Below are 18,709 nucleotides of genomic sequence, written 5' to 3' on the forward strand. Positions count from 1 at the left end.
CGGAAGCGCCGACGCCGCCCGCGCTCAGAGGGAATAGCGCGAGGACAGGGAGACGCTGATCCCGATCAGGAGATTATAGACATAGACGCTCTGCGCGACGATGCGCGTGTCGCCGCTCATCATATTGGTGGCGATGCCCGAATTATTGGCGGTCGGCGCCGACGTCGTCTGGTAGAGCACGGAGTCCGAGATCACGCCGCTGGTCATGGATTTGGCGAGATATCGCACCGAGACATTGAGGTTGGCGGGCGCCGTCGCGCCTTGCATCACGAAAATAATATTCCCGAGCACGGTTTTCGCGCCGGTCGACAGCGAGGCGTTGGCGGTGGAGGTCGCCGGCGTGACGAGCGTCTGCGCCGTCCAGGCGAGGGATTCGGTCATTTGCGCGACATTGCGATAGGCGAGCAAGGCGCGGCAGCTCTCGACGACGCCGAGCAGCAGCATGACGAGAACCGGCGCGAGCAGTCCGAACTCCACCGCGACGATGCCGCTTCGCGCGTGCGGTCCACGAAAGCCAAAGCAAAAACCGAAACGTGCGAGAGCGCGCTCACGCATTGGGCGTCACCGTGACGACGGAATAGTCGATTTTCTTGTTCACTATGCTCGACCAGACATTGTTGGCGAGAAGATTGAACGGCACGAGGCTGGTGCGCTTGGCGACGACGCGGACCAGCACGGCCGAGGACGCCCCCGGCAGCGAGAAGCTGTCCGCCGTCGGCTGCGTCGGCATGGAGGTCATGGCGGTCGTCGAGAGCGGCGAGACGGTGACGATCACATCCGTCGCCTTCTGCATCACCATATTCGCGCCGAGCACAATGGTCTTTGCCGAGGCGGCGTCGGTCGGCGGCGAGGCGGACGAGCTGATCGCGCGCGCGAGCAGAAAGGCGCCGGTCTGCACCGCGCTCATTTCCATATAGTTGACGCCGAGCTGGATCACCGAGATCACGGTGAAGATCAGCACAGGCGACAAGAAGGCGAATTCGACGACGCTCGCGCCGGAGCGATCGCGCGCGAAAGCTCCGCGCGCCTTCCCTCGCTGCTTCACTCGCCCGCCTCCGTCGCGGCGGCGATCCGCGCGTCTCTCGCGGTCGCGAGCCATATGTCCTCGATCATGATCGGCGCGCCATTGCGAATGGCGTGAGACTGCATCTTCATATGGCCGTCGGCGTCGATCGTCTTTTTCCAATTGGCGTCGATCGCGGTGACGCCGAGCGCGGCGAGAGACTCGATCTCGCCGTGCTGCACGATTCCGTCGCCGTCGTCGATCCACACGGCGAGGCCGTCGAGATCGCGGCCCGTGAGAACGCCGGAGCCGCTATGGTCGAGCTTTGCGAGCGTCTCGAATCCATCCGACGTCGTGTCGGTCGGGCCGAAGAGACGCGCGGAGGACATGTCCGTCTCGGCGCGGCCGTCGCGATTGTCGACGAGGAAGCCTTGCCCATTGCCGGTGAGCCATTCGATGCGCGTCGGACCGTCCGGCGTGCGCAGCGAGACCGTGCGTCCGACCGTCGGACGAATGGCGTCGATCGCGGTGGAGACGCCGGTCGTCTCTATGCGTCCGAGGCCGATGAGATCGAGCGCGATGGGCGAGCTGATGTCGTTGCAGGCGCCGTTGAGATCCTCCCAGACGGCGTCCGTATGGCTCTTCACATAGACGAGCTTCCATCCGGCGCCGACGACGTCGGTCATCATCGTGCCGAATTTTCCGGCCGCGACATTGAAGAGATAGGCCTGCTCGTCGGTCGTGGTGTAGACGGCGCTTCCAGCGCCCGTCACCTGCGTCACCGAGGCGGAAGCGGCGAAGCCCTTCGACACGTTGAATGTCACCGTATAGGGGCCGGATTTGGCGCCATTGAGCACGGTCGTCGTGAGCGTGAGCGTGGAGAGCCCGGCGGAGGGGGACGGCGAGAGGGAGACGGTTCCCGAATAGCTGGAATTGCTCATCGTCTCCGTGCGCGCGGAGCGCACATAGGCGCTGGCGGAGCAATAGGCGCTGCTGGAGCTCGAAGAGGACGAGCTGCTGCTCGAGCTGGACGAGCTCGCCGTGTAGGGAAGAGCGTCCTCGCAGAATTGCGGCATGCTTCCGTCCTTGTTGACGTCATGGACGAAGACGGTGGTGGCGGCCGCGGTGGTCGCGGGAATGAGGTAGTCGGCGCTGATCACATTGCGCGAGAGCAGCTGCGTGGCGTTGGACGCGTCGAGGCTGGCGTAGCTCACGACATATTGCGTGGGGCTCGACGCCTGCGACAACGCCGCGAGCTTGCTCATCGTGAGCGTCTGGCCGGCGACATTGTTGGCGGCGTAGATATAGGAGCCGCTCGTGCATTGATATTGCGTCGTCGAGGTCTTGGGGCATTGCGCGCGCACGGCGAGATCGGAGCCGCGATAGCCGAGCGCCGCGCCGAAGGTGGAACGCACCGTCTGCGTCAAGGCCAGCGAATAGGTCGAGCCTGCGTCGGTGAGCGAGACGGAAGCGCTAGCGGTCGACGAATTGGAGCCGAGCTCGCCCGTGGCGTAGCGCTGCGCCATGGCGACGACGTCGGTCGAGGTCGGGTAATTCACCGTCGAGGCGCTGGAAATCTGGCGGCAGGTCGCGTCGGCGACGCGCTTCAATCCCGCTTGCGTGTTCTGCACGCGATAAGTGTCGATCCCGAGCCCCACCGCGCCCACCAGAGCAAGCGCGGAAATGCCGAATATGATGGCGACGGAGCCGAAGGAATCATCGGCGAAAGAACGAGGCGCCGGTTTGCGCATGCGGAACTCCAAAATGCGACGAAACGCGCGCGAACGAGCGCTCCCTCGAAGCGACGAGGAGGACAGGCCGGAGTCCAACCGGCTCGACGGTGATGGCTTCATGCCGCGGATTTGGATCCGCACCGTCGTCTAGGAGCGAATGGGAGATATTCGCGGGAGCCCGGAACACGAGGGGCTCGGGAAATATTGGAAGTGAGAATGGCCCCAAAACCTTTTCAAAAAATTGAGACGGCTCCCGACAAAGAGTTTCCAAACGCGGCTAATTATTTGTAACTGCGCCAAACTTCGCCGCGCTCGGCGCGCCGTCGCGGCGTGCTATGATCGCGCGAGGTTCGGCGCGGCGATTCCCCCTCCCAGTGAAAAATCGCCCTTCGTGCGAGGCGTCCCAATGTGGCGGGTCATCGGTCAGCCGGCTTTGCTCTTCGTCACGCCCTTCGTCGCCTATGCGCTCTATCTTCTGGCGCGGCGGCGCTGGCCTTTCGTGGCCACGTTATGGACGCGCGGCGTCGTCTCGACGTTGACGATCGCCGGCCTCGCCGTCGCCGTGGCCGGCTTCGTGTTTCTCGCTCTGCTGTCGCCGCGCAATGAAGGGACCTATGTCCCGGCGCATATAGAGGACGGCCGGCTCGCGCCCGGCCGCTTTCAGTGATTTGCCGATCCGACTGCTCGACAATCCCAAGATCATCCGCCTGCTCGAGGCGCTGCGCGCGACCGGCGGCGAGACGCGCATCGTCGGCGGCGCCGTGCGCGATTCGCTGCTCGGTCGGCCGCCGCATGAGATCGACCTCGCCACCACCGCTCTGCCCGAGGCCGTGATCGCCGCGGCCGCTGCGGCCGGGCTCAAGAGCGCGCCAACCGGCATTGATCACGGCACGGTGACGATCGTCGTCGAGGGCACGCCCTTCGAGGTGACGACGCTACGTGAGGATGTCGAGACCTTCGGCCGCCACGCCAAAGTGCGCTTCGGGGATGATTTCGAGAAGGACGCGCTGCGCCGCGACTTCACCATCAATGCGCTGTCGCTCTCGCCGGACGGGCAGATTCACGATTACACAGGCGGGCGCGCGGATATAGAGGCGCGCCGCGTGCGCTTCATCGGCGATCCGGCGACGCGCATCGCCGAGGATCATTTGCGCGTGCTGCGCTTCTTCCGCTTTCACGCCGCCTTCGGCGAGGATCCGCTGGACCCCGCCGGACTGCATGCGGCGATCGTCGCCCGCGTGAGCCTCGCCAAGCTCTCCGGCGAGCGCATCCGCGCCGAGACGCTGAAGCTGCTCGCCGCGCGGCGGGCGGTCGAGGTGGCGCGCGAAATCTCGCAGGCGGGCGTGCTCGAGGTCGTCGTCGGCGCGAGCTTTCCGGCGCGGCTAGAGCGTCTGGCCGCGGTCGAGGCGGCGCTGTCCCACGCCGCCGATCCGCTGCTGCGCCTCTGCGCGCTCTGCGTTATCGTCCCGGAGGACGCCGATCGGCTGCGCGATCGGCTGCGGCTCTCCAACGCCGAGCATCGCCGCCTCGCCCATGCGGCGCGCCTGCTGGAAGGGCTCCATGGCGCGGCCTCGCCGCCGCGGGAGCTGGAGCTTCTGCGCCTCCTCTTCGAGCAGGGCCGCGCCGCCGCGCGCGACGCGCTGGCTCTGGCTCATGCGGAGAGTCCCGCCGCCGCCGATGCGGAATTCTGGCTGCGCGGCGCGCGCTTCATCGCCGAGACCCCGGCGCCGGATTTTCCGGTGAAGGCGGCCGATCTCATGGCGCGCGGACTTTCGCCCGGACGCGCGCTGGGCGCCGTGCTGAAGGAACTGCAGGCGAAATGGATCCGCGCCGGCTTCCCGCGCGATCCGGCGACGGTGACGCGGCTCATCGAGGAGGCGGCGCGCGAGGCGCTGCGCCCGTCGAGGCTATAGCAGGCTGCGTCCGAACATCAGCACCGCCACGAACAGTCCGAGCATGGCGAGCACGAACAGAAGATCGGCGATCAGCTCGTAATTCACCCGTGTCCGCAGCTGTAGCAGGGAAGCGAAGGAGAAGAGGCAGGCGCCGACGAAGCCGACCGCGGAGACCATGGCCACCTCGTCGAGCAGCGTGCTGTCGCTCACCTTGCTGATCTTGAGGCCGGTGATCAGCACGAAGCAGATGCCGAGCAGATTGGAGGCCGCGGTCAAAATATGCGGCTGACGATTTTGAGACATTTTCCTTGTCTGGCTCCGCTGGAACGCTCGGCAAAATCCTAGGGCGTCGCCGCGCCGAGGCCAGAGGCGCCGGCGGATATCCGCGGCGGCGGAAAATCTGCCGCGCATCGCTGCGCGCGGCTTTTCTTTTCGCCGCCGGGCGCGCTATCATTCTTTCGTCGGCCGCGGGAGTTGCGTATGAGCGTCGAGACCAGACAGCCGAGAGACGTGGCGCGTCGCCTCGCCGATCGCGCCCGTAGCGTCAAGAGCGCGCGCAGCGACGGCTGGCGCCGGGAGACCTTCACGCTCGAGCGCGGCGAGGCCCGCGCCAAGGCGCGCGAATGGTTCGACCTCTATCCCAAAGCCGCCTATATGACCGAGATCGAGTTCTGGCGGGAGCTCGAGGACGGCCGCATCGAATTCACCATTCGTCGCCTGCCCAGCGCCGACTGACCTCCCCTCCTTTCCTCTGGCGCTCGAATTGCTCTATTCGAGGGTCTCGCTTTCAGGAGGGAAGATGCAACACGGCGTCGATCTCATCACGACCCTCGCCGCCGCGCTCGGCCTCGCGCTGTTCATGGGGCTCATCGCCGCCAAGCTGCGGCTCTCCCCGCTGGTCGGCTATCTCTTCGCCGGAATAGCGATCGGCCCGGCGACGCCCGGTTTCGTCGCCGATGTCGCCCTCGCCGATCAGCTCGCCGAGATCGGCATTATTCTGCTGATGTTCGGCGTCGGCCTGCATCTCTCGCTCGAAGACCTCCTCTCCGTCCGCCGCATCGCCGCGCCGGGAGCAGTGGTGCAAATGGCCATAGCGACGGCGCTGGGCGTCGGCGTCGCCACCTATTGGGGCTGGCATTTCGGCGCGGCGCTGATCTTCGGCCTCTCGCTCTCCTGCGCCAGCACGGTGGTGCTGCTGCGCGCGCTGGAGGAGCGCGGCGAGATGGACACGATCAATGGCCGCATCGCGGTCGGCTGGCTCGTCGTCGAGGATTTGGCGACCGTGCTGCTGCTGGTGCTGCTGCCGCCGGCCGCCGGCCTGCTCGGCGGCGGCGCTCCAGACGCCATGGCGGGCGAGACGAACCTTTGGCCGATCGTCGGCCTGACGCTCGCCAAAGTGGCGGCCTTCGTCATTTTGATGCTGGTGGTCGGGCGCTGGCTGTTCCCGCGCCTCCTGTTCTGGGTGGCGGGCGTCGGCTCGCGCGAGCTGTTCACGCTCTGCGTCGTCGCCACGGCGATCGGCGTCGCCTATGGCTCGGCCAAGCTCTTCGACGTCTCTTTCGCGCTGGGCGCCTTTTTCGCCGGCATGATGATGCGCGAATCCGAGTTCAGCCATCGCGCCGCCGATGAATCCCTGCCGCTGCGCGACGCTTTCTCGGTCCTGTTCTTCGTCTCGGTCGGCATGGCCTTCGATCCGCGCGCTTTCGTCGAGGAGCCTTGGCGCGTGCTCGCCGTCGTCGGCATCGTAATGGTTGGCAAGACGCTGGCCGCCGTCGGCCTCACCCTCGCGCTGCGCTATCCGCTGGACACGGCGCTGACCGTCGGCGCCAGCCTGGCGCAGATCGGCGAATTCTCCTTCATTCTGGCCGGGCTCGGCGTCTCGCTCGGCCTCATCTCGCCGGACGGCCGCAATCTCATTCTCGCCGGCGCGCTGGTCTCCATCGCGCTCAACTCGCTGGTCTTCGTGTCCATAGAGCCGATCCGCGCGCGGCTCGGACAAAGAGCGCGCTCGCTCGATCCGCTGGCGGAATTGCCGCCCTACGTCGACGATTCCCGCCTCGCCGGCCAGATCGTGCTGGTCGGCTATGGCCGCGTCGGGAGCCGCATCGGCGCGAAGCTGCTGGAATGGGGCGCGCCTTTCGTCGTCATCGAGCAGAATCGCGAATTGGTGGAGGCGCTGCGGTCACGAGATATCGCCGCCGTCTGCGGCGACGCCTCCGAGCCCGCCACTCTGGCGCAGGCCCATATCGCGCGGGCGCGCGCGCTGATCGTCTCGACGACGCCCGACAGCTGCGACCTGCAGAAGACGATCACAACGGCGCGGAGGGTCAATCCGGCCGTGGACGTGGCGTTGCGCGCGCGCGACGAGGCGGAGGCCGAGCTGCTGGAGAGTCAGAACATCGGCCGGGTGTTCTCGCCGGAGACGGAGCTCTCGCTCGGCATGCTCGGCTATTTGTTCGAGCGGCTCGGCAAGAGCGGCTGATTACTCGATCTCGACATCATAGCTCGGCGCCTCGCCCGCGCCGGCGAAGGCGAAATGCCACCATTCGGTCGGCAGATTGCGAAAGCCGTGGCTGCGCATCAGCGTCTCGAGGCGGCGGCGATGCTCCTGCGCCACAGCGCTCACATCCTTGTTCGCGGTCCAGGAGCGCTCGTCGAAATAGTCGAAAGGCGTGCCGAAATCCCAGCCCAGCACGCCGAGATCGACGGCGAGCCCGGTGGAATGCGAGGATTTTTCGGCGATATAGCCGCGCGCGAAAAGATCGCGCTTGTTCTCATGCGGATAATATTGCGCCTTCATGCTCTCGTCCGGGCCTTTCGCCCAATCGATGAAAGCGGCGACGGCGCGGCGCGGGCGGTAGCAATCATAGAGAATGAGCTCGAAGCCTTGACGCTTCGCCTCGCCCTGCACGGCGATGAGCGCCTTGGCGGCGTCCTCGCGCAGCCAGCATTGCGCGGCCTTGTAGCCGGGCACGGGACGGCCGGTGAAATTATCGGCGCCGGCGTAGCGCATATCCTGCACGATCTGCGGCGCGAGATCGGCCAGCCGCACAAAGCCCGGCGGAAGCGTGGCCGCGGCGGCGGCGCAAGCGACGCAGGCGCCGGCGGCGGCGGCGATATCGCGGGTGGTTTTGGAGGTCATGAAGCGGCTCGGCGTTGACGGTGGCGCGGCATGCCGACAGTATTAGCCCAGGGGCCGGCCCGATCAAAGGCGTCGCACATGCTCATTCGAGACGAGAGCGCAGCAGATCGCGTCGCGGTGCGCGACGTGCACAGCGCCGCCTTCCGAGACCATCCATTCAGCAAGGGGCGGGAGGGAGAGCTCGTCGACGCGCTGCGCGAGGCCGGCGCTCTGACCATCTCGCTCGTCGCCGAGGCCGAATTCATCGTCGGCCATGTCGCCATCTCGCCTGTCACGATCGACGGGGCTGTGCTCGGCTGGTTCGGCCTCGGACCGGTCGCTGTGCTGTCAGAGCATCGGCGCCAGGGCGTCGGCGCCATGCTTATCGACGCCGGTCTGGCGCGGCTCCGCGCGGCCCGCGCCGCCGGATGCGTCGTCTTCGGAGAGCCGAAATATTATGGCCGCTTCGGATTCCGGTCCCATGCCGGACTTCGCTTCGCGGGAGGTCCGCCGGAGCTTTTCATGGCCCTGCCATTTGCAGCGCCAATCCCGAGCGGCGCTGTCGATTATCATCCATCATTCGCGCTGGTCGGCTGAGACGCTAAATCCGCCTCAGCGTCACCACGCGGTTCGTGTTGGTGCCCTTGGCGTTATTGCCGACGCCCCAGCAATTGCTGGTCTTGGTGAAGCTCTGGCTGTTGACCAGCACAAAGAGCCGCTCGAAAGGCAAGCCCTCCGCCGCGCGCCAGACCAGCCGCTCCAGCAGGACCTTTCCGCCGCGCACCTCGCCGACCTCGAAGGCGACATGCCCGCCGGGCGCGACGATGCGCGCGAATTCCGTGAGGCAGGCGCGCACCATCCGCTCCCATTCCGCCTCGCTGCGATGCGCGGAAATGCGCACCGTATCCGTATCGACGCCGGCGAACCAATTGCGCAGCCAATTGTCGCTCGCATATTGCACGACATCCAGAAAGGGCGGCGAGGTGACGACGAGCTGGACTTCCGCCTCGCCGGCATAGGGCGCGCGCCAGGCTTCGCTGGTGGCGAGCACGGCGGGCGGATGCGGCGGCGGCGCGCCATCGGCGAGCAGCGCGCGCGATTTGCGCAGGATCAGCGTCGCCACGTCGCGCAAGGGCGGCGTCTGCTCGCGCTTGGCGTTGATCTTGGCCTGCGCCTCGATGGAAACCGCCTGGTTCGGCGGCAACGAATAGACCGAGAAAAAACCAGGCGAGTGGCCGGTCAAGCGATTGATCGCGACCATGCGAATCCAATCGTCGACCTCATCCGTGTCACGCTCGAGCAAATGGCGGCGCAGCGCGCAGAGGCGACGCAATGTCTCGGGATGATAGAAGACGAGAAGATCGCTTCGCTCGATCTCGCCTTGCTCCCAAGGGATTTCGGCGAGGCGTTTCTCTATGGCCGCGAGTGGCGGAGGCGACAGACGCGGGCGCGTCAGCAGAATGGAGAGCGGATTGATATCCGCGCCCATGGGTCGCCGCCCCTGTAGCGCCGCCTCGAGCGGCGTCGTGCCGCGGCCCATGAAGGGATCGAGCACCGCGTCTCCCGGCGCGGTGAGGCGCGAGATGAAAAAGCCCGGCAGCTGCGGCTTGAAGCAGGCACGATAGCTAATCTCGTGGAGCGAATGCGCCTGCCGCTGCGCCGAGGTCCAGAATTCATTGACGAGATAGAGGAGGCCTTCCTCCTCTATCCGCCGCGTCGGCGCGCCGAAAGCGTCGAAGGCGAGCAGCTCTGCTTGAAGAGTATCAGTCGAGCAGGCGAGATTGCGAGCGAGCGCTTGGGGCATGAATCACCCTTGTTCACGCCGACTATAGCGCCTTCGCTTCTCCGCGCGCCCAGCCTTCCTTCGTCTGCGCAATGAAATCGGCGAGACGCCCCTGCTCTATCGCCTCGCGCAGGCCCGCCATCAGCTCCTGATAATAGGCGACATTGATCTCGGTCAGCAGCATCATGCCGAGGATTTCTTGCGCCTTGACGAGATGATGCAGATAGGCGCGGGAATAATCGCGCGCCGAGGCGCAGGCGGCGCCTTCGTCGAGCGGCGCGGCGTCGTCGGCATGACGCGCATTACGAAGATTTACGCGGCCGAAGCGCGTGTAGGCGAGGCCATGGCGCCCGGCGCGCGTCGGCATCACGCAATCGAACATATCGACGCCGCGCAGCACGGATTGCACGATATCATCCGGCGTGCCGACGCCCATGAGATAGCGCGGCTTCTCCTCCGGCAGATGCGGGATGACGATGTCGAGCATCGCCAGCATCACATCCTGCGGCTCGCCGACCGCGAGGCCGCCTATGGCGAGGCCGTGGAAATCCATGGCGGCCAGCGCCTTCGCGCTCTCTATGCGCAGCGGCGGCGAGGCGCCACCCTGCACAATGCCGAACAGCGCCTTGCCTCTGGCGTCGCCGAACGCCTTGCGCGAGCGCTCCGCCCAGCGCAGCGACAGGCGCATGGCGCGCTCGGCCTCCGCATCCGTGCAAGGCAGGCGCACGCATTCGTCGAATTGCATATGAATGTCGGAGTCGAGCAGGCGCTGAATCTCCATAGAGCGCTCGGGCGTCAGCATGTGGCGCGAGCCGTCGATATGGGATTGGAAGGCGACGCCCTCCTCGTTCAGCTTGCGCAGCTTGGAGAGCGACATCACTTGAAAGCCGCCGGAATCGGTGAGGATCGGGTGCGGCCAATTCATGAATTTATGCAGGCCGCCGAGCGCGGCGACGCGCTCCGCGCCGGGGCGTAGCATCAGATGATAGACATTGCCGAGCACGATATCGGCGCCGGTCGCGCGCACATCCTGCGGAAACATCGCCTTGACCGTCGCCGCCGTGCCGACGGGCATGAAGGCCGGCGTGCGTATGTCACCGCGCGGCGTCGAGACGAGGCCGCGCCGCGCCGCGCCGTCCTTCGCCAGCAGCCGAAAAGAAAATTGCTCGGTCATGCGTCTCTCTCACTCAGCTCTTGGCGCCGAGAGACGCCACTTTGACGATCTCATAAACACCGAAATCGCGCTCGTTCCAATGCATGGTGAAGCGCTCGCCGACCTTGATGACGGCGCTGCGCAGATCGGTGCGCCACGCTTCCGCCGCGCCCATGCCGAAATCCAATGCGCCGTCGCGCCGCAGCACGAAAGGCCGACATTTGCCGCCGGAAAGATCGCAGGCGCCGAATGTCTCCCAATGCGAGATCACGCGGCGGCTGTCGGCGTCTATGCGCAGATCGAGCGTCAGGGGACATTCGGTGCGATCGTCGCGCCAGAGCGCCAGCACGCGCACATCAAGGAAAGCCGGCTCGCTCATTTGCGCAGCAGCAGGCAAGCGTCGCCGTAGGAATAGAAGCGATAGCCGCAAGCGATCGCATGGGCGTAGGCCTCTCGCATGCGCTCGAGGCCGGCGAAGGCGCAGATCAGCATGAACAAGGTCGAGCGCGGCAAATGGAAATTGGTGAGCAGCGCGTCGACGGCGCGGAAGCGATAGCCGGGCGTGATGAAGATCGCCGTATCGCTCGCGAATTCCGCGAGCGTTCCGTCCTCGCGCGCAGCGCTCTCCAGCACGCGCAATGCGGTCGTTCCCACAGCGACAATGCGCCCTCCCCGCGCGCGCGTCTCGTTCAATGCGCGCGCGGTGGCGGCGTCGACGCGGCCCCATTCGGAATGCATCTTATGCTCGGCCGTATCCTCGACCTTCACCGGAAGAAAGGTGCCGGCGCCGACATGCAGCGTCACGCGATGCAGCGCGACGCCCTTCGCCTGCAGCGCCTCGACGAGGCGCGGCGTGAAATGCAGGCCCGCGGTCGGCGCGGCGACGGCGCCGGCGTTGGCGGCGAACAGGGTTTGATAGTCGCTCTCGTCGCGCGCGTCGGCGGCGCGTTGGCCGGCGATATAGGGCGGCAGCGGCATGACGCCGGCGGCCTCCACGGCTTCGTCCAGCGCGGCGCCCGCGAGCGCGAAGCCGAGCAATATCTCGCCATTCTCGCCCTTCTCGAGCGCTGTCGCCGCGAACGCGCCATCCGCGCCGAAGCGCACGGTCTCGCCGATAGCGAGCTTCTTCGCAGGCTTGACCAGCGCGCGCCAACGATCGGCCGCGACGCGTTCTATGAGCGTCGCCTCAATATGGGCGCGCGTTTCGCCGCGCGCGCGAAAGCCGGAGAGGCGCGCGTGAATGACGCGCGTGTCATTGACGACGAGCGCGTCGCCGGGCGCGAGGAAGTCCGGCAGATCGCGAATGGAGCGGTCTAGAAAGTCGCCGTCCAGCGGCGCGACGAGCAGATGCGCGCTGTCGCGCGGCTCGGCGGGACGCAGCGCGATCCGGTCTCGCGGAAGCTCGAAATCGAAGAGATCGACGCGCATGGGTGTTTTTGCGAAGCCTGCGTGCGCGACTCCTTCTTCCGCGAGCGGGAGAAGGAAGCGCGCGCTCGCAAAGGCAGCAGACTCAGACCAGCGAGGCCTTGACGATCTTGTCCGGGTCCTTCACCGGCTCGCCGCGCTTGATCTTGTCGACATTCTCCATGCCGGAGATCACCTCTCCCCACACCGTATACTTCTTGTCGAGGAAGCGGGCGTCGTCGAAGCAGATGAAGAATTGCGAATTGGCGGAATCGGGGTTCTGCGCGCGCGCCATGGAGCAGGTGCCGCGCACATGCGGCTCGGCGTTGAACTCCTGCTTCAGATCGGGATATTTCGAGCCGCCGGTGCCGGTGCCATGCGGACAGCCGGTCTGCGCCATGAATCCGTCGATGACGCGGTGGAACACGATCCCGTCATAGAAGCCTTCGGAGACGAGCTTCTTGATATGCGCCACGTGGTTGGGCGCGAGATCGGGACGCAGCTTGATCAGAACGTCGCCCTGCGTCGTCTCGAGCTTCAGATTTTCGGACATGTCCACTCCTGTCGGTTTTGCATTTTCGCCCCGCGAAGCAATCCGAGGGCCGTAGCGCTCGGATCGCAGCGCCAGAAGCACGCGATCAGCTATTGTCGCCGGCGAGGCGCAGCTTGATGATCTTGTCCGGGCTCGTCACCTTGCCATTGTCGGCCTTGTCGCCCTTCTTGATCTTGTCGACGACATCCATGCCGGAGACGACCTCGCCGATCACCGTATATTGCTCCTCGAGATAGCGCGCCGGCGCGAGGCAGATAAAGAATTGCGAATTGGCCGAGTCCGGGTTCTGGCTGCGCGCCATGCCCAGAGTGCCGCGCACGAATTTCTCCTTGGAGAATTCGGCGGGGATGTTCGGCAGGTCGGACTTGCCCATGCCCGTGCCGGTCGGATCGCCGGTCTGGGCCATGAAGCCGTCGATGACGCGGTGGAAGACGATTCCGTCGTAGAAATGACGCTTGGCCAAGGTCTCGATCTGCGCCACATGCTTGGGCGCTATGTCGGCGCGCAGCTTGATGACGATGCGGCCGTCCTTGGTGTCGAGATAGAGCGTATGCTCGGGCGCATCCTCGGCGCGGGCTGCGCAGGCGGAAGCGGCGGCGAGAGCGGCGAGCGTGAAGCTGCGGCGATCGATAGGCAATCGAGCCTCCCTTTGCGTTGTTTTCTGTCAGCGTCTGGAGAGCGCGCGGCGCAGAGCCTCCGCCGACTCTGGCGGAACAAAGGCCGTGACATCGCCTCCGAGCGAGGCGATCTGCCGCACGAGCGTCGCGGTTATGTGCCGGACCGCTGGAGACGAAGGGTGAAAAATGGTCCTGATCTCCGGCGCCATGGCGAGATTCATCCCCGCCATCTGCATTTCATAGTCGAAATCGGAGCCGTCGCGCAATCCGCGCAGGATCAGCCCGGCGCCATGCTCGCGCGCCGCCTCCACCGCGAGCCCGGCGAAGGAGACCACCTCGAAACGGCAGGACGCCGCCTCCGCGAGCCCGGCGCAAACGGCTTCGATGAGCGCGACGCGCTCATCGAGCGGGATCAGAGGCGTCTTGCCCGGATGCGCGCCTATGGCGATGACGAGCCGGTCGCAGAGGCTCGCCCCGGCCCGGATCACATCCAAATGGCCGAGTGTCAGCGGATCGAAGGAGCCGGTGTAGAGGGCGGTGCGGGTCATGGCGCGGATATAGGCGATTTTCTGGGCGTCGTCAGGGCGTGAGCGCTCATCGTCCTTCTGACGTCATGCGGATTTTGGGAAGAGCCGTTCGACCTTGATCGACCCGGCTCTAGCGCGCACCAGCGAGAGGTCATGGTTCGCCTGCAGACGAAGCCAAGCATCGGCCGTGCTTCCGAGCGCCGCCTCCAGGCGGAACGCCATCTCGGGCGTTATCGCCGATCGCCCGGCTATGACGTTATGCAGCTGTTGCCGGGTGACGCCGAGAGCTTTTGCCGCCTCGCTCACAGAAACGCCCATTTCCTCGATGCTGTCTCCGATGGTCTGCCCCGGATGAGGAGGGTTTTTCATCGCCATGATCAGCCTCGCTCAGTGATAGTCGACGAGGTCGACATCTGAGACCTCTCCCTTTTCCAAACGAAAAACGATCCGCCAATTCGCGCGAACCGTGATCGACCAGAAGCCATGCCGCTCGCCTTTGAGCGCATGCAGCCGAAAAGTCGCCAAATCCATGTCGGCCGGAACTTCGGCAATGTCCAGCAGAGCGAGGATCTGCTTGATCTTGCGCAGCTGGTCAGCGCTGACGCCCTTTGGATCGTCCTGCTCGAACAGCCGCTTCAGACCCTTGTGCCGAAAGCTCGCGATCACTCGATCCCGCCGCCATTGTAAAGCATCGATTTACATTTGTCAGCTCACCCCAGGCTCGCCTTCACCGTCTCGATCAGCTGCTTCAGGCTGAAGGGCTTGGGCAGAAAGCCGAAATCGCCCTCGGGCAGATTTTTCGCGAAAGCCTCCTCCGCGTAGCCCGAGACGAACACCACCTTCGCCGTGACGCCGCGCTTGCGCAATTCCGCGAACATGGCGGGGCCGTCCATTTCCGGCATCACCACGTCGGAGACGATGAGATCGATGCGCTGGCCCTCGCGCTCCACCACTTCCAGCGCCTCGAGGCCGGAGGCGGCCTCCATCACCTTATAACCGCGCGAGCCCAGCGCGCGCGCCGCGAAAGCGCGGACGGCGTCCTCGTCCTCCACCAGCAGGATCGTGCCTTGCCCCGTGTAATCGGCGGCGGGCTTGGCGGCCTCGGGCTTGGCGGCGACCTCGCCGACCTCCGGCACATGGCGCGGCAGGAAGATGCGAAACACCGTTCCGCGTCCGAGCTCGCTGGCCGGGAAAACGAAGCCGCCCGACTGCTTGACGATGCCGAACACCATCGACAAGCCGAGGCCTGTGCCTTTGCCGACCTCCTTGGTGGTGAAGAAGGGCTCGAAAATCTTGGCCATCACATCCGGCGCTATGCCGGCGCCATTGTCCTCGACCTCGATCAGCACATATTCGGCCGGCGTCAGCGAAGCCTCGCCGAAGGCGGCGCATTCGCCCGCGGCGACATTGCGCGTGCGCAGCTGGATGCGCCCGCCCGATTCCGGCATGGCGTCGCGGGCGTTCACCACCAGATTGATGACGACCTGCTCGAATTGATTGATGTCGGCCTTCACGAACCACAGATCGCGGCCATGCTTGAGATCGACCTCGACCTTCTCACCGACGAGACGGCGCAGCAGCAATTGCAGCTCCGACAGCACGTCGCCGAGCTGCAGCACCTGCGGGCGCAAGGTCTGGCGGCGCGAGAAGGCGAGCAGCTGCCGGGTGAGGCCGGCGGCGCGATTGGCCGTCTGCTTGATCTGGATAATGTCCTGGAAGGACGGATCGGTCGGCCGGTGATTGGCGAGCAGCAGGTCCGAATAGCCGATGATGGCGGTGAGCATATTGTTGAAATCATGCGCCACGCCGCCGGCGAGCTGGCCGACCGCCTGCATTTTCTGCGATTGGGCGAAGCCCTCCTGCAGCTTGCGATGCTCTGTGGTGTCGAGCGCGTAAATGGTCGCGCCCTTTTTGCCGGCGTCCTCCGACGGCGCGACGAAGAAGCGCGCCGAGCGCGTCGGCAGTCCGTCCTCCTCCTGCAGCGCGGCGTCGATGGGCGGCACGTCGCCGCGATTGTCCAGAGCGGCGGCGATCGCCTCCTTCAGCGCGGCGCGGTCGCGCTCGACGACGCTGGCCAGCACCGGCCAGGCGGCGGCGCCCTTCAGCGCCTGCGGCAGCAGCTTGGCGAAGGCGGCGTTGGAGCGCGTTACCTTGCCGTCGGGATCGATGGCGGCGATGGCCATGGGCGTCGAATTGAAGAAGCGCGCGAAACGCACCTCGGCGGCGCGCAAATCCTCCTCCGGCTCCTCGCCGGCGGTGCGATTGAGCACCAAGGTCCGCGAGGCGCCCGGCGCGCCGTCCTGGCCGAAGGCGACGCGATGCAGCAGCCGCACCGGCAGAGAGCGGCCGTTGCGGCGCTTCAGATCGAGGTCGATCTGCGCGGTGCGCACCTCGCCCGAGCCGCCGGTGATGGCGGTGAGCAGAGTCGAGCCATTATTGGCGACGATGTCGGCGAGCGAGACGCCGCCCGAGCCGACCTGGGTGAGGTCATAGCCGAGCCAGCCTGCCAGCGTCTTGTTCATATAGGAGATCGCCCCGTCCGGGCCGGCCGAGAAAAAGCCCGCCGGCGCATGGTCGAGGAAGTCGATCGCATGCTGGAGCTCCTGGAAGACATTCTCCTGTCGCTGGCGATCGGCGGTGGCGTCGACGACTGTCCACAGATTCGTGTGGCGCACGCCGTCGCGCTCGAGCGGACGCACGCGAATGCGATACCAGCCGACCTCGGCGTCCCCGGTCAGCGGCGGAACGAGTCGCACATCCTCGACATGGGCGCGCCTGGCGCGGGCCGCCTGGGCGAGGCGATAGATCGCTTCCGAGACTTCCGCCGGCCCGGAGAACAGCCGCTCGACGGTCAGCAGCCCGGCCGGATCGCGCGAGCCGCACAGCTCGAGATAGGCGTCATTGGCGTAGACGATCTGCGTGTCGCCCTCGGTGACGAGCAGCCCCTCGGAGAAGGAATCGGCGATCTGGCGGGCGATGTCGAGCCGCGCGGAGCGGCCTGGAAAGCGCAAAAATCCAACGGCATAGGCGAAGGCGCAGAAAACGCCGGCGACGGCCAGCAGCGCCAATAGGCCTACGGCGAATTTGGGCGCGACCGGCGCCGGCAGCAGCGAGGCCACGACGATCGAGCCCACCAGGGCGATGGCGAGCGCGAGGACCAGGCCGACATTGCCGGGACGTTCGGTGCGGTCATAGGCGGGCGGCGCCGTCCGGTCGGTCACGGGAATGGTCTCGTGAATCGTTGCATGGGCCGCCTCATTGGCCGCGTCTCGGGCCGTGTCTCGCCGTCGGAAGGGCTCCTGCGCCCACAAACGCTGCGGCGCAGGCAGAATCAGGCGGAACAATGGCCCCGGCCGGGGCGCATGGCAATGTCCTTGCGCATTTTCCGCAAGCGCGAATCGCGAAGAATGCACTATTAACCATTGCTTAACCTTTGAGGCGCGCTTGCGTCCAACGCTGATAGACTGCATTCTCGCGCCGCGTCACGACGAAAGAAAAATCGATTCATGCCGTCCAGCATCACACAGTCGCAGCTCCTGCCGATACTCGCCGCAATTGTCGCGTTCCTGTTCGCGGCGCTGCTGCTCGTCTATATCTACCGGCTCTTGTTCGGACGACGCATCAAGGCTCCAGGGCCGCGCAACCGGCCGCGCCGGCTCGATATCGTCGATACTTTCGATGTCGACGGCGACCGGCAGCTCGTCATCGTGCGCCGCGACAATGTCGAGCATCTCCTGCTCATCGGCGGGCCGAACGATCTCTTGGTCGAGGCGTCGATCAGCCGGGTCGAGGCTCGCGAGCAGCGTCCGCGCGACAAGGAGGCGCCCTCCGCCGGCCCCGGCTGGCCGCTCGGCCCTTCCGCCGCGCCGCAGGCGCCGGCTCCCGCCCCTGCGCCGGCGCAGTCTCTGCCGCCGACGCTCGGCCCGGCCGCCCCGCCCGTGGAGAGCGAGGCTCCCAAGCCGCCGCCAATCGAGCAGGCGCCGCCGCCCGGCCTCGCGCCGCTGCCGCCGGATTTGTTCGGCCCGCCGCCCTCCAAGCCCGCTCCGCCGCCTGCGCCCGAGGCTCCCGCCCGCGCCGGCACGCCGCGATTCACACCGCAGCGCCCGCCTTTCACCCCGACGCCGCGCCCGCCACGGCCGGCTCCGCCGCCCTTCCTGGCGCGCACGGCCAAGCCGCCGGTCCCGCCGCCGGCCGCAGAGGTCCCGCCTCCGCCCCAGCCCGAGGAGCCGCCGCATCAGCCTGCGCCCGAGCCGCCGCCGCCGGAGCCCGTGACTGCCGAGCCGCCGCCGCCCGCGCCGGAGGAGCCCGCGCCGCCGCCCGCGCCCGTCGATCCGCTCGACTCGCTGGAGGCCGAAATGGCCCGTCTGCTGGGCCGGCCGGAATCCAAGCCCTGAAAATAAAACAGCGCCCGCGGAGATTTTCCGCGGGCGCTTTGTTTTGCTGCTGACCGAAAAAGAAGAGAAAGCCGTCAGTCGTCCCGATAGACGCGCTCGCGGCGCTCATGCCGCTCCTGCGCCTCGATCGACAGAGTGGCGATCGGCCTCGCGTCGAGACGCTTCAGCGAAATCGGCTCGCCCGTCTCCTCGCAATAGCCATAGGTGCCGTCCTCGAGCCGCGCCAGAGCGGCGTCGATTTTGGAGATCAGCTTGCGCTGCCGGTCGCGAGCGCGCAACTCTATCGCCCGATCGGTCTCCGAGGAGGCGCGGTCGGCGAGGTCGGGGTGGTTCTCGTTCTCGCTCTGCAGAGTGGCGAGCGTGTCGCGGCTCTCCTGCAGTATCTCGTCCTTCCACGCGAGCAGCTTGCGCCGAAAATACTCGCGCTGCCGATCGTTCATGAAATCTTCTTGCTCGGACGGTCTGTAGCTCGCGTCTAGATCCACCGCCATTGCCGCGAATCCTCCCTAAGCCTGAACGCGGCGTC

22 protein-coding genes are annotated in these 18,709 nt (G+C 66.3%); 6 read left to right on the forward strand and 16 right to left on the reverse strand.

Annotated elements, in window-relative coordinates:
- Positions 1-24: 24 nt before the first annotated feature.
- From ACT53T_RS07965 to ACT53T_RS07975, 3 genes are read right to left on the reverse strand one after another with little or no spacing between them, the layout of a single operon-like run.
- Positions 25-555 carry a TadE/TadG family type IV pilus assembly protein gene (locus ACT53T_RS07965; RefSeq protein WP_476160808.1) on the reverse strand — a complete coding sequence of 177 codons (531 nt, stop codon included), beginning with the start codon at positions 553-555 and terminating at the stop codon, positions 25-27.
- On the reverse strand, positions 548-1,045 hold the full coding sequence (locus ACT53T_RS07970; RefSeq protein WP_476160809.1) for a TadE/TadG family type IV pilus assembly protein: 498 nt from the start codon (positions 1,043-1,045) through the stop codon (positions 548-550). Before ACT53T_RS07970 ends, ACT53T_RS07965 begins: the two co-directional genes overlap by 8 nt.
- Positions 1,042-2,754 carry a TadE/TadG family type IV pilus assembly protein gene (locus ACT53T_RS07975; protein WP_476160810.1) on the reverse strand — a complete coding sequence of 571 codons (1,713 nt, stop codon included), beginning with the start codon at positions 2,752-2,754 and terminating at the stop codon, positions 1,042-1,044. The genes ACT53T_RS07970 and ACT53T_RS07975 overlap by 4 nt, the downstream gene beginning before the upstream one ends.
- Before the next feature lie 388 nt (positions 2,755-3,142).
- Here ACT53T_RS07975 and ACT53T_RS07980 point away from each other — a divergent pair, with 388 nt between their 5' ends.
- Together ACT53T_RS07980 and ACT53T_RS07985 are read left to right on the forward strand one after the other, a co-directional pair.
- Positions 3,143-3,403, forward strand: coding sequence for a DUF6111 family protein (locus ACT53T_RS07980; protein ID WP_018265340.1), 261 nt, complete (start codon positions 3,143-3,145; stop codon positions 3,401-3,403).
- 1 nt (position 3,404) lies between these two features.
- Positions 3,405-4,649: a CCA tRNA nucleotidyltransferase gene (locus ACT53T_RS07985; protein WP_476160811.1), complete on the forward strand. Its 1,245-nt coding sequence runs from the start codon at positions 3,405-3,407 to the stop codon at positions 4,647-4,649.
- Here ACT53T_RS07985 and ACT53T_RS07990 read toward each other — a convergent pair.
- Positions 4,644-4,934, reverse strand: a complete 291-nt coding sequence (locus ACT53T_RS07990) for a hypothetical protein (RefSeq protein ID WP_476160812.1) — start codon at positions 4,932-4,934, stop codon at positions 4,644-4,646. The two genes, ACT53T_RS07985 and ACT53T_RS07990, sit on opposite strands and share 6 nt — an antisense overlap.
- A 177-nt stretch (positions 4,935-5,111) precedes the next feature.
- Between ACT53T_RS07990 and ACT53T_RS07995 the strand changes: the two genes are divergently transcribed.
- Both ACT53T_RS07995 and ACT53T_RS08000 read left to right on the forward strand, forming a co-directional pair.
- Positions 5,112-5,366: a hypothetical protein gene (locus tag ACT53T_RS07995; RefSeq protein WP_018265337.1), complete on the forward strand. Its 255-nt coding sequence runs from the start codon at positions 5,112-5,114 to the stop codon at positions 5,364-5,366.
- Positions 5,367-5,430: 64 nt separating this feature from the next.
- Entirely contained in the window at positions 5,431-7,113 is a 1,683-nt protein-coding gene (locus ACT53T_RS08000; RefSeq protein ID WP_476160813.1) for a cation:proton antiporter domain-containing protein, read from the forward strand.
- Here the strand turns inward: ACT53T_RS08000 and ACT53T_RS08005 are convergent, their stop codons facing one another.
- Positions 7,114-7,773 carry a M15 family metallopeptidase gene (locus ACT53T_RS08005; protein ID WP_476160814.1) on the reverse strand — a complete coding sequence of 220 codons (660 nt, stop codon included), beginning with the start codon at positions 7,771-7,773 and terminating at the stop codon, positions 7,114-7,116.
- Between the two features lie 78 nt (positions 7,774-7,851).
- Between ACT53T_RS08005 and ACT53T_RS08010 the strand changes: the two genes are divergently transcribed.
- Complete coding sequence (locus ACT53T_RS08010; protein WP_476160815.1) at positions 7,852-8,349, forward strand: GNAT family N-acetyltransferase; 498 nt, start codon at positions 7,852-7,854, stop codon at positions 8,347-8,349.
- Positions 8,350-8,353: 4 nt separating this feature from the next.
- Here ACT53T_RS08010 and ACT53T_RS08015 read toward each other — a convergent pair whose 3' ends face one another.
- The 10 genes from ACT53T_RS08015 to cckA form a co-directional block, all read right to left on the reverse strand.
- Entirely contained in the window at positions 8,354-9,556 is a 1,203-nt protein-coding gene (locus tag ACT53T_RS08015) for a DNA methyltransferase (RefSeq protein WP_476160816.1), read from the reverse strand.
- Between the two features lie 22 nt (positions 9,557-9,578).
- Positions 9,579-10,709 carry a tRNA guanosine(34) transglycosylase Tgt gene (tgt, locus tag ACT53T_RS08020; RefSeq protein ID WP_036287103.1) on the reverse strand — a complete coding sequence of 377 codons (1,131 nt, stop codon included), beginning with the start codon at positions 10,707-10,709 and terminating at the stop codon, positions 9,579-9,581.
- A gap of 13 nt (positions 10,710-10,722) precedes the next feature.
- Positions 10,723-11,067 (reverse strand): hypothetical protein, encoded by a 345-nt coding sequence (locus ACT53T_RS08025; protein WP_476160817.1) that lies wholly within the window; start codon positions 11,065-11,067, stop codon positions 10,723-10,725.
- Positions 11,064-12,116, reverse strand: a complete 1,053-nt coding sequence (gene queA, locus ACT53T_RS08030; RefSeq protein WP_476160818.1) for a tRNA preQ1(34) S-adenosylmethionine ribosyltransferase-isomerase QueA — start codon at positions 12,114-12,116, stop codon at positions 11,064-11,066. Before queA ends, ACT53T_RS08025 begins: the two co-directional genes overlap by 4 nt.
- Positions 12,117-12,198: 82 nt before the next feature.
- Positions 12,199-12,645, reverse strand: coding sequence for a peptidylprolyl isomerase (locus tag ACT53T_RS08035; RefSeq protein ID WP_036287095.1), 447 nt, complete (start codon positions 12,643-12,645; stop codon positions 12,199-12,201).
- An 85-nt stretch (positions 12,646-12,730) separates the two neighbouring features.
- Positions 12,731-13,282, reverse strand: coding sequence for a peptidylprolyl isomerase (locus ACT53T_RS08040; protein ID WP_084570398.1), 552 nt, complete (start codon positions 13,280-13,282; stop codon positions 12,731-12,733).
- A gap of 27 nt (positions 13,283-13,309) precedes the next feature.
- Entirely contained in the window at positions 13,310-13,810 is a 501-nt protein-coding gene (gene coaD, locus ACT53T_RS08045; protein WP_476160819.1) for a pantetheine-phosphate adenylyltransferase, read from the reverse strand.
- A gap of 63 nt (positions 13,811-13,873) precedes the next feature.
- Positions 13,874-14,164: a HigA family addiction module antitoxin gene (locus ACT53T_RS08050; protein ID WP_018265325.1), complete on the reverse strand. Its 291-nt coding sequence runs from the start codon at positions 14,162-14,164 to the stop codon at positions 13,874-13,876.
- Positions 14,165-14,176: 12 nt separating this feature from the next.
- Positions 14,177-14,455 carry a type II toxin-antitoxin system RelE/ParE family toxin gene (locus tag ACT53T_RS08055; protein WP_400767729.1) on the reverse strand — a complete coding sequence of 93 codons (279 nt, stop codon included), beginning with the start codon at positions 14,453-14,455 and terminating at the stop codon, positions 14,177-14,179.
- Between the two features lie 44 nt (positions 14,456-14,499).
- Positions 14,500-17,010, reverse strand: a complete 2,511-nt coding sequence (gene cckA / locus ACT53T_RS08060; RefSeq protein ID WP_476160820.1) for a cell cycle histidine kinase CckA — start codon at positions 17,008-17,010, stop codon at positions 14,500-14,502.
- A gap of 285 nt (positions 17,011-17,295) precedes the next feature.
- On the opposite strand from cckA, the gene ACT53T_RS08065 reads away from it, so the two are divergent.
- Positions 17,296-18,183 carry a hypothetical protein gene (locus ACT53T_RS08065; protein WP_476160821.1) on the forward strand — a complete coding sequence of 296 codons (888 nt, stop codon included), beginning with the start codon at positions 17,296-17,298 and terminating at the stop codon, positions 18,181-18,183.
- Positions 18,184-18,257: 74 nt separating this feature from the next.
- On the opposite strand, the gene dksA is transcribed toward ACT53T_RS08065, so the two are convergent.
- Positions 18,258-18,674 carry an RNA polymerase-binding protein DksA gene (gene dksA, locus ACT53T_RS08070; protein WP_024880015.1) on the reverse strand — a complete coding sequence of 139 codons (417 nt, stop codon included), beginning with the start codon at positions 18,672-18,674 and terminating at the stop codon, positions 18,258-18,260.
- Positions 18,675-18,709 lie beyond the last annotated feature (35 nt).

The organism is Methylosinus sp. DMC45 (assembly GCF_056313885.1).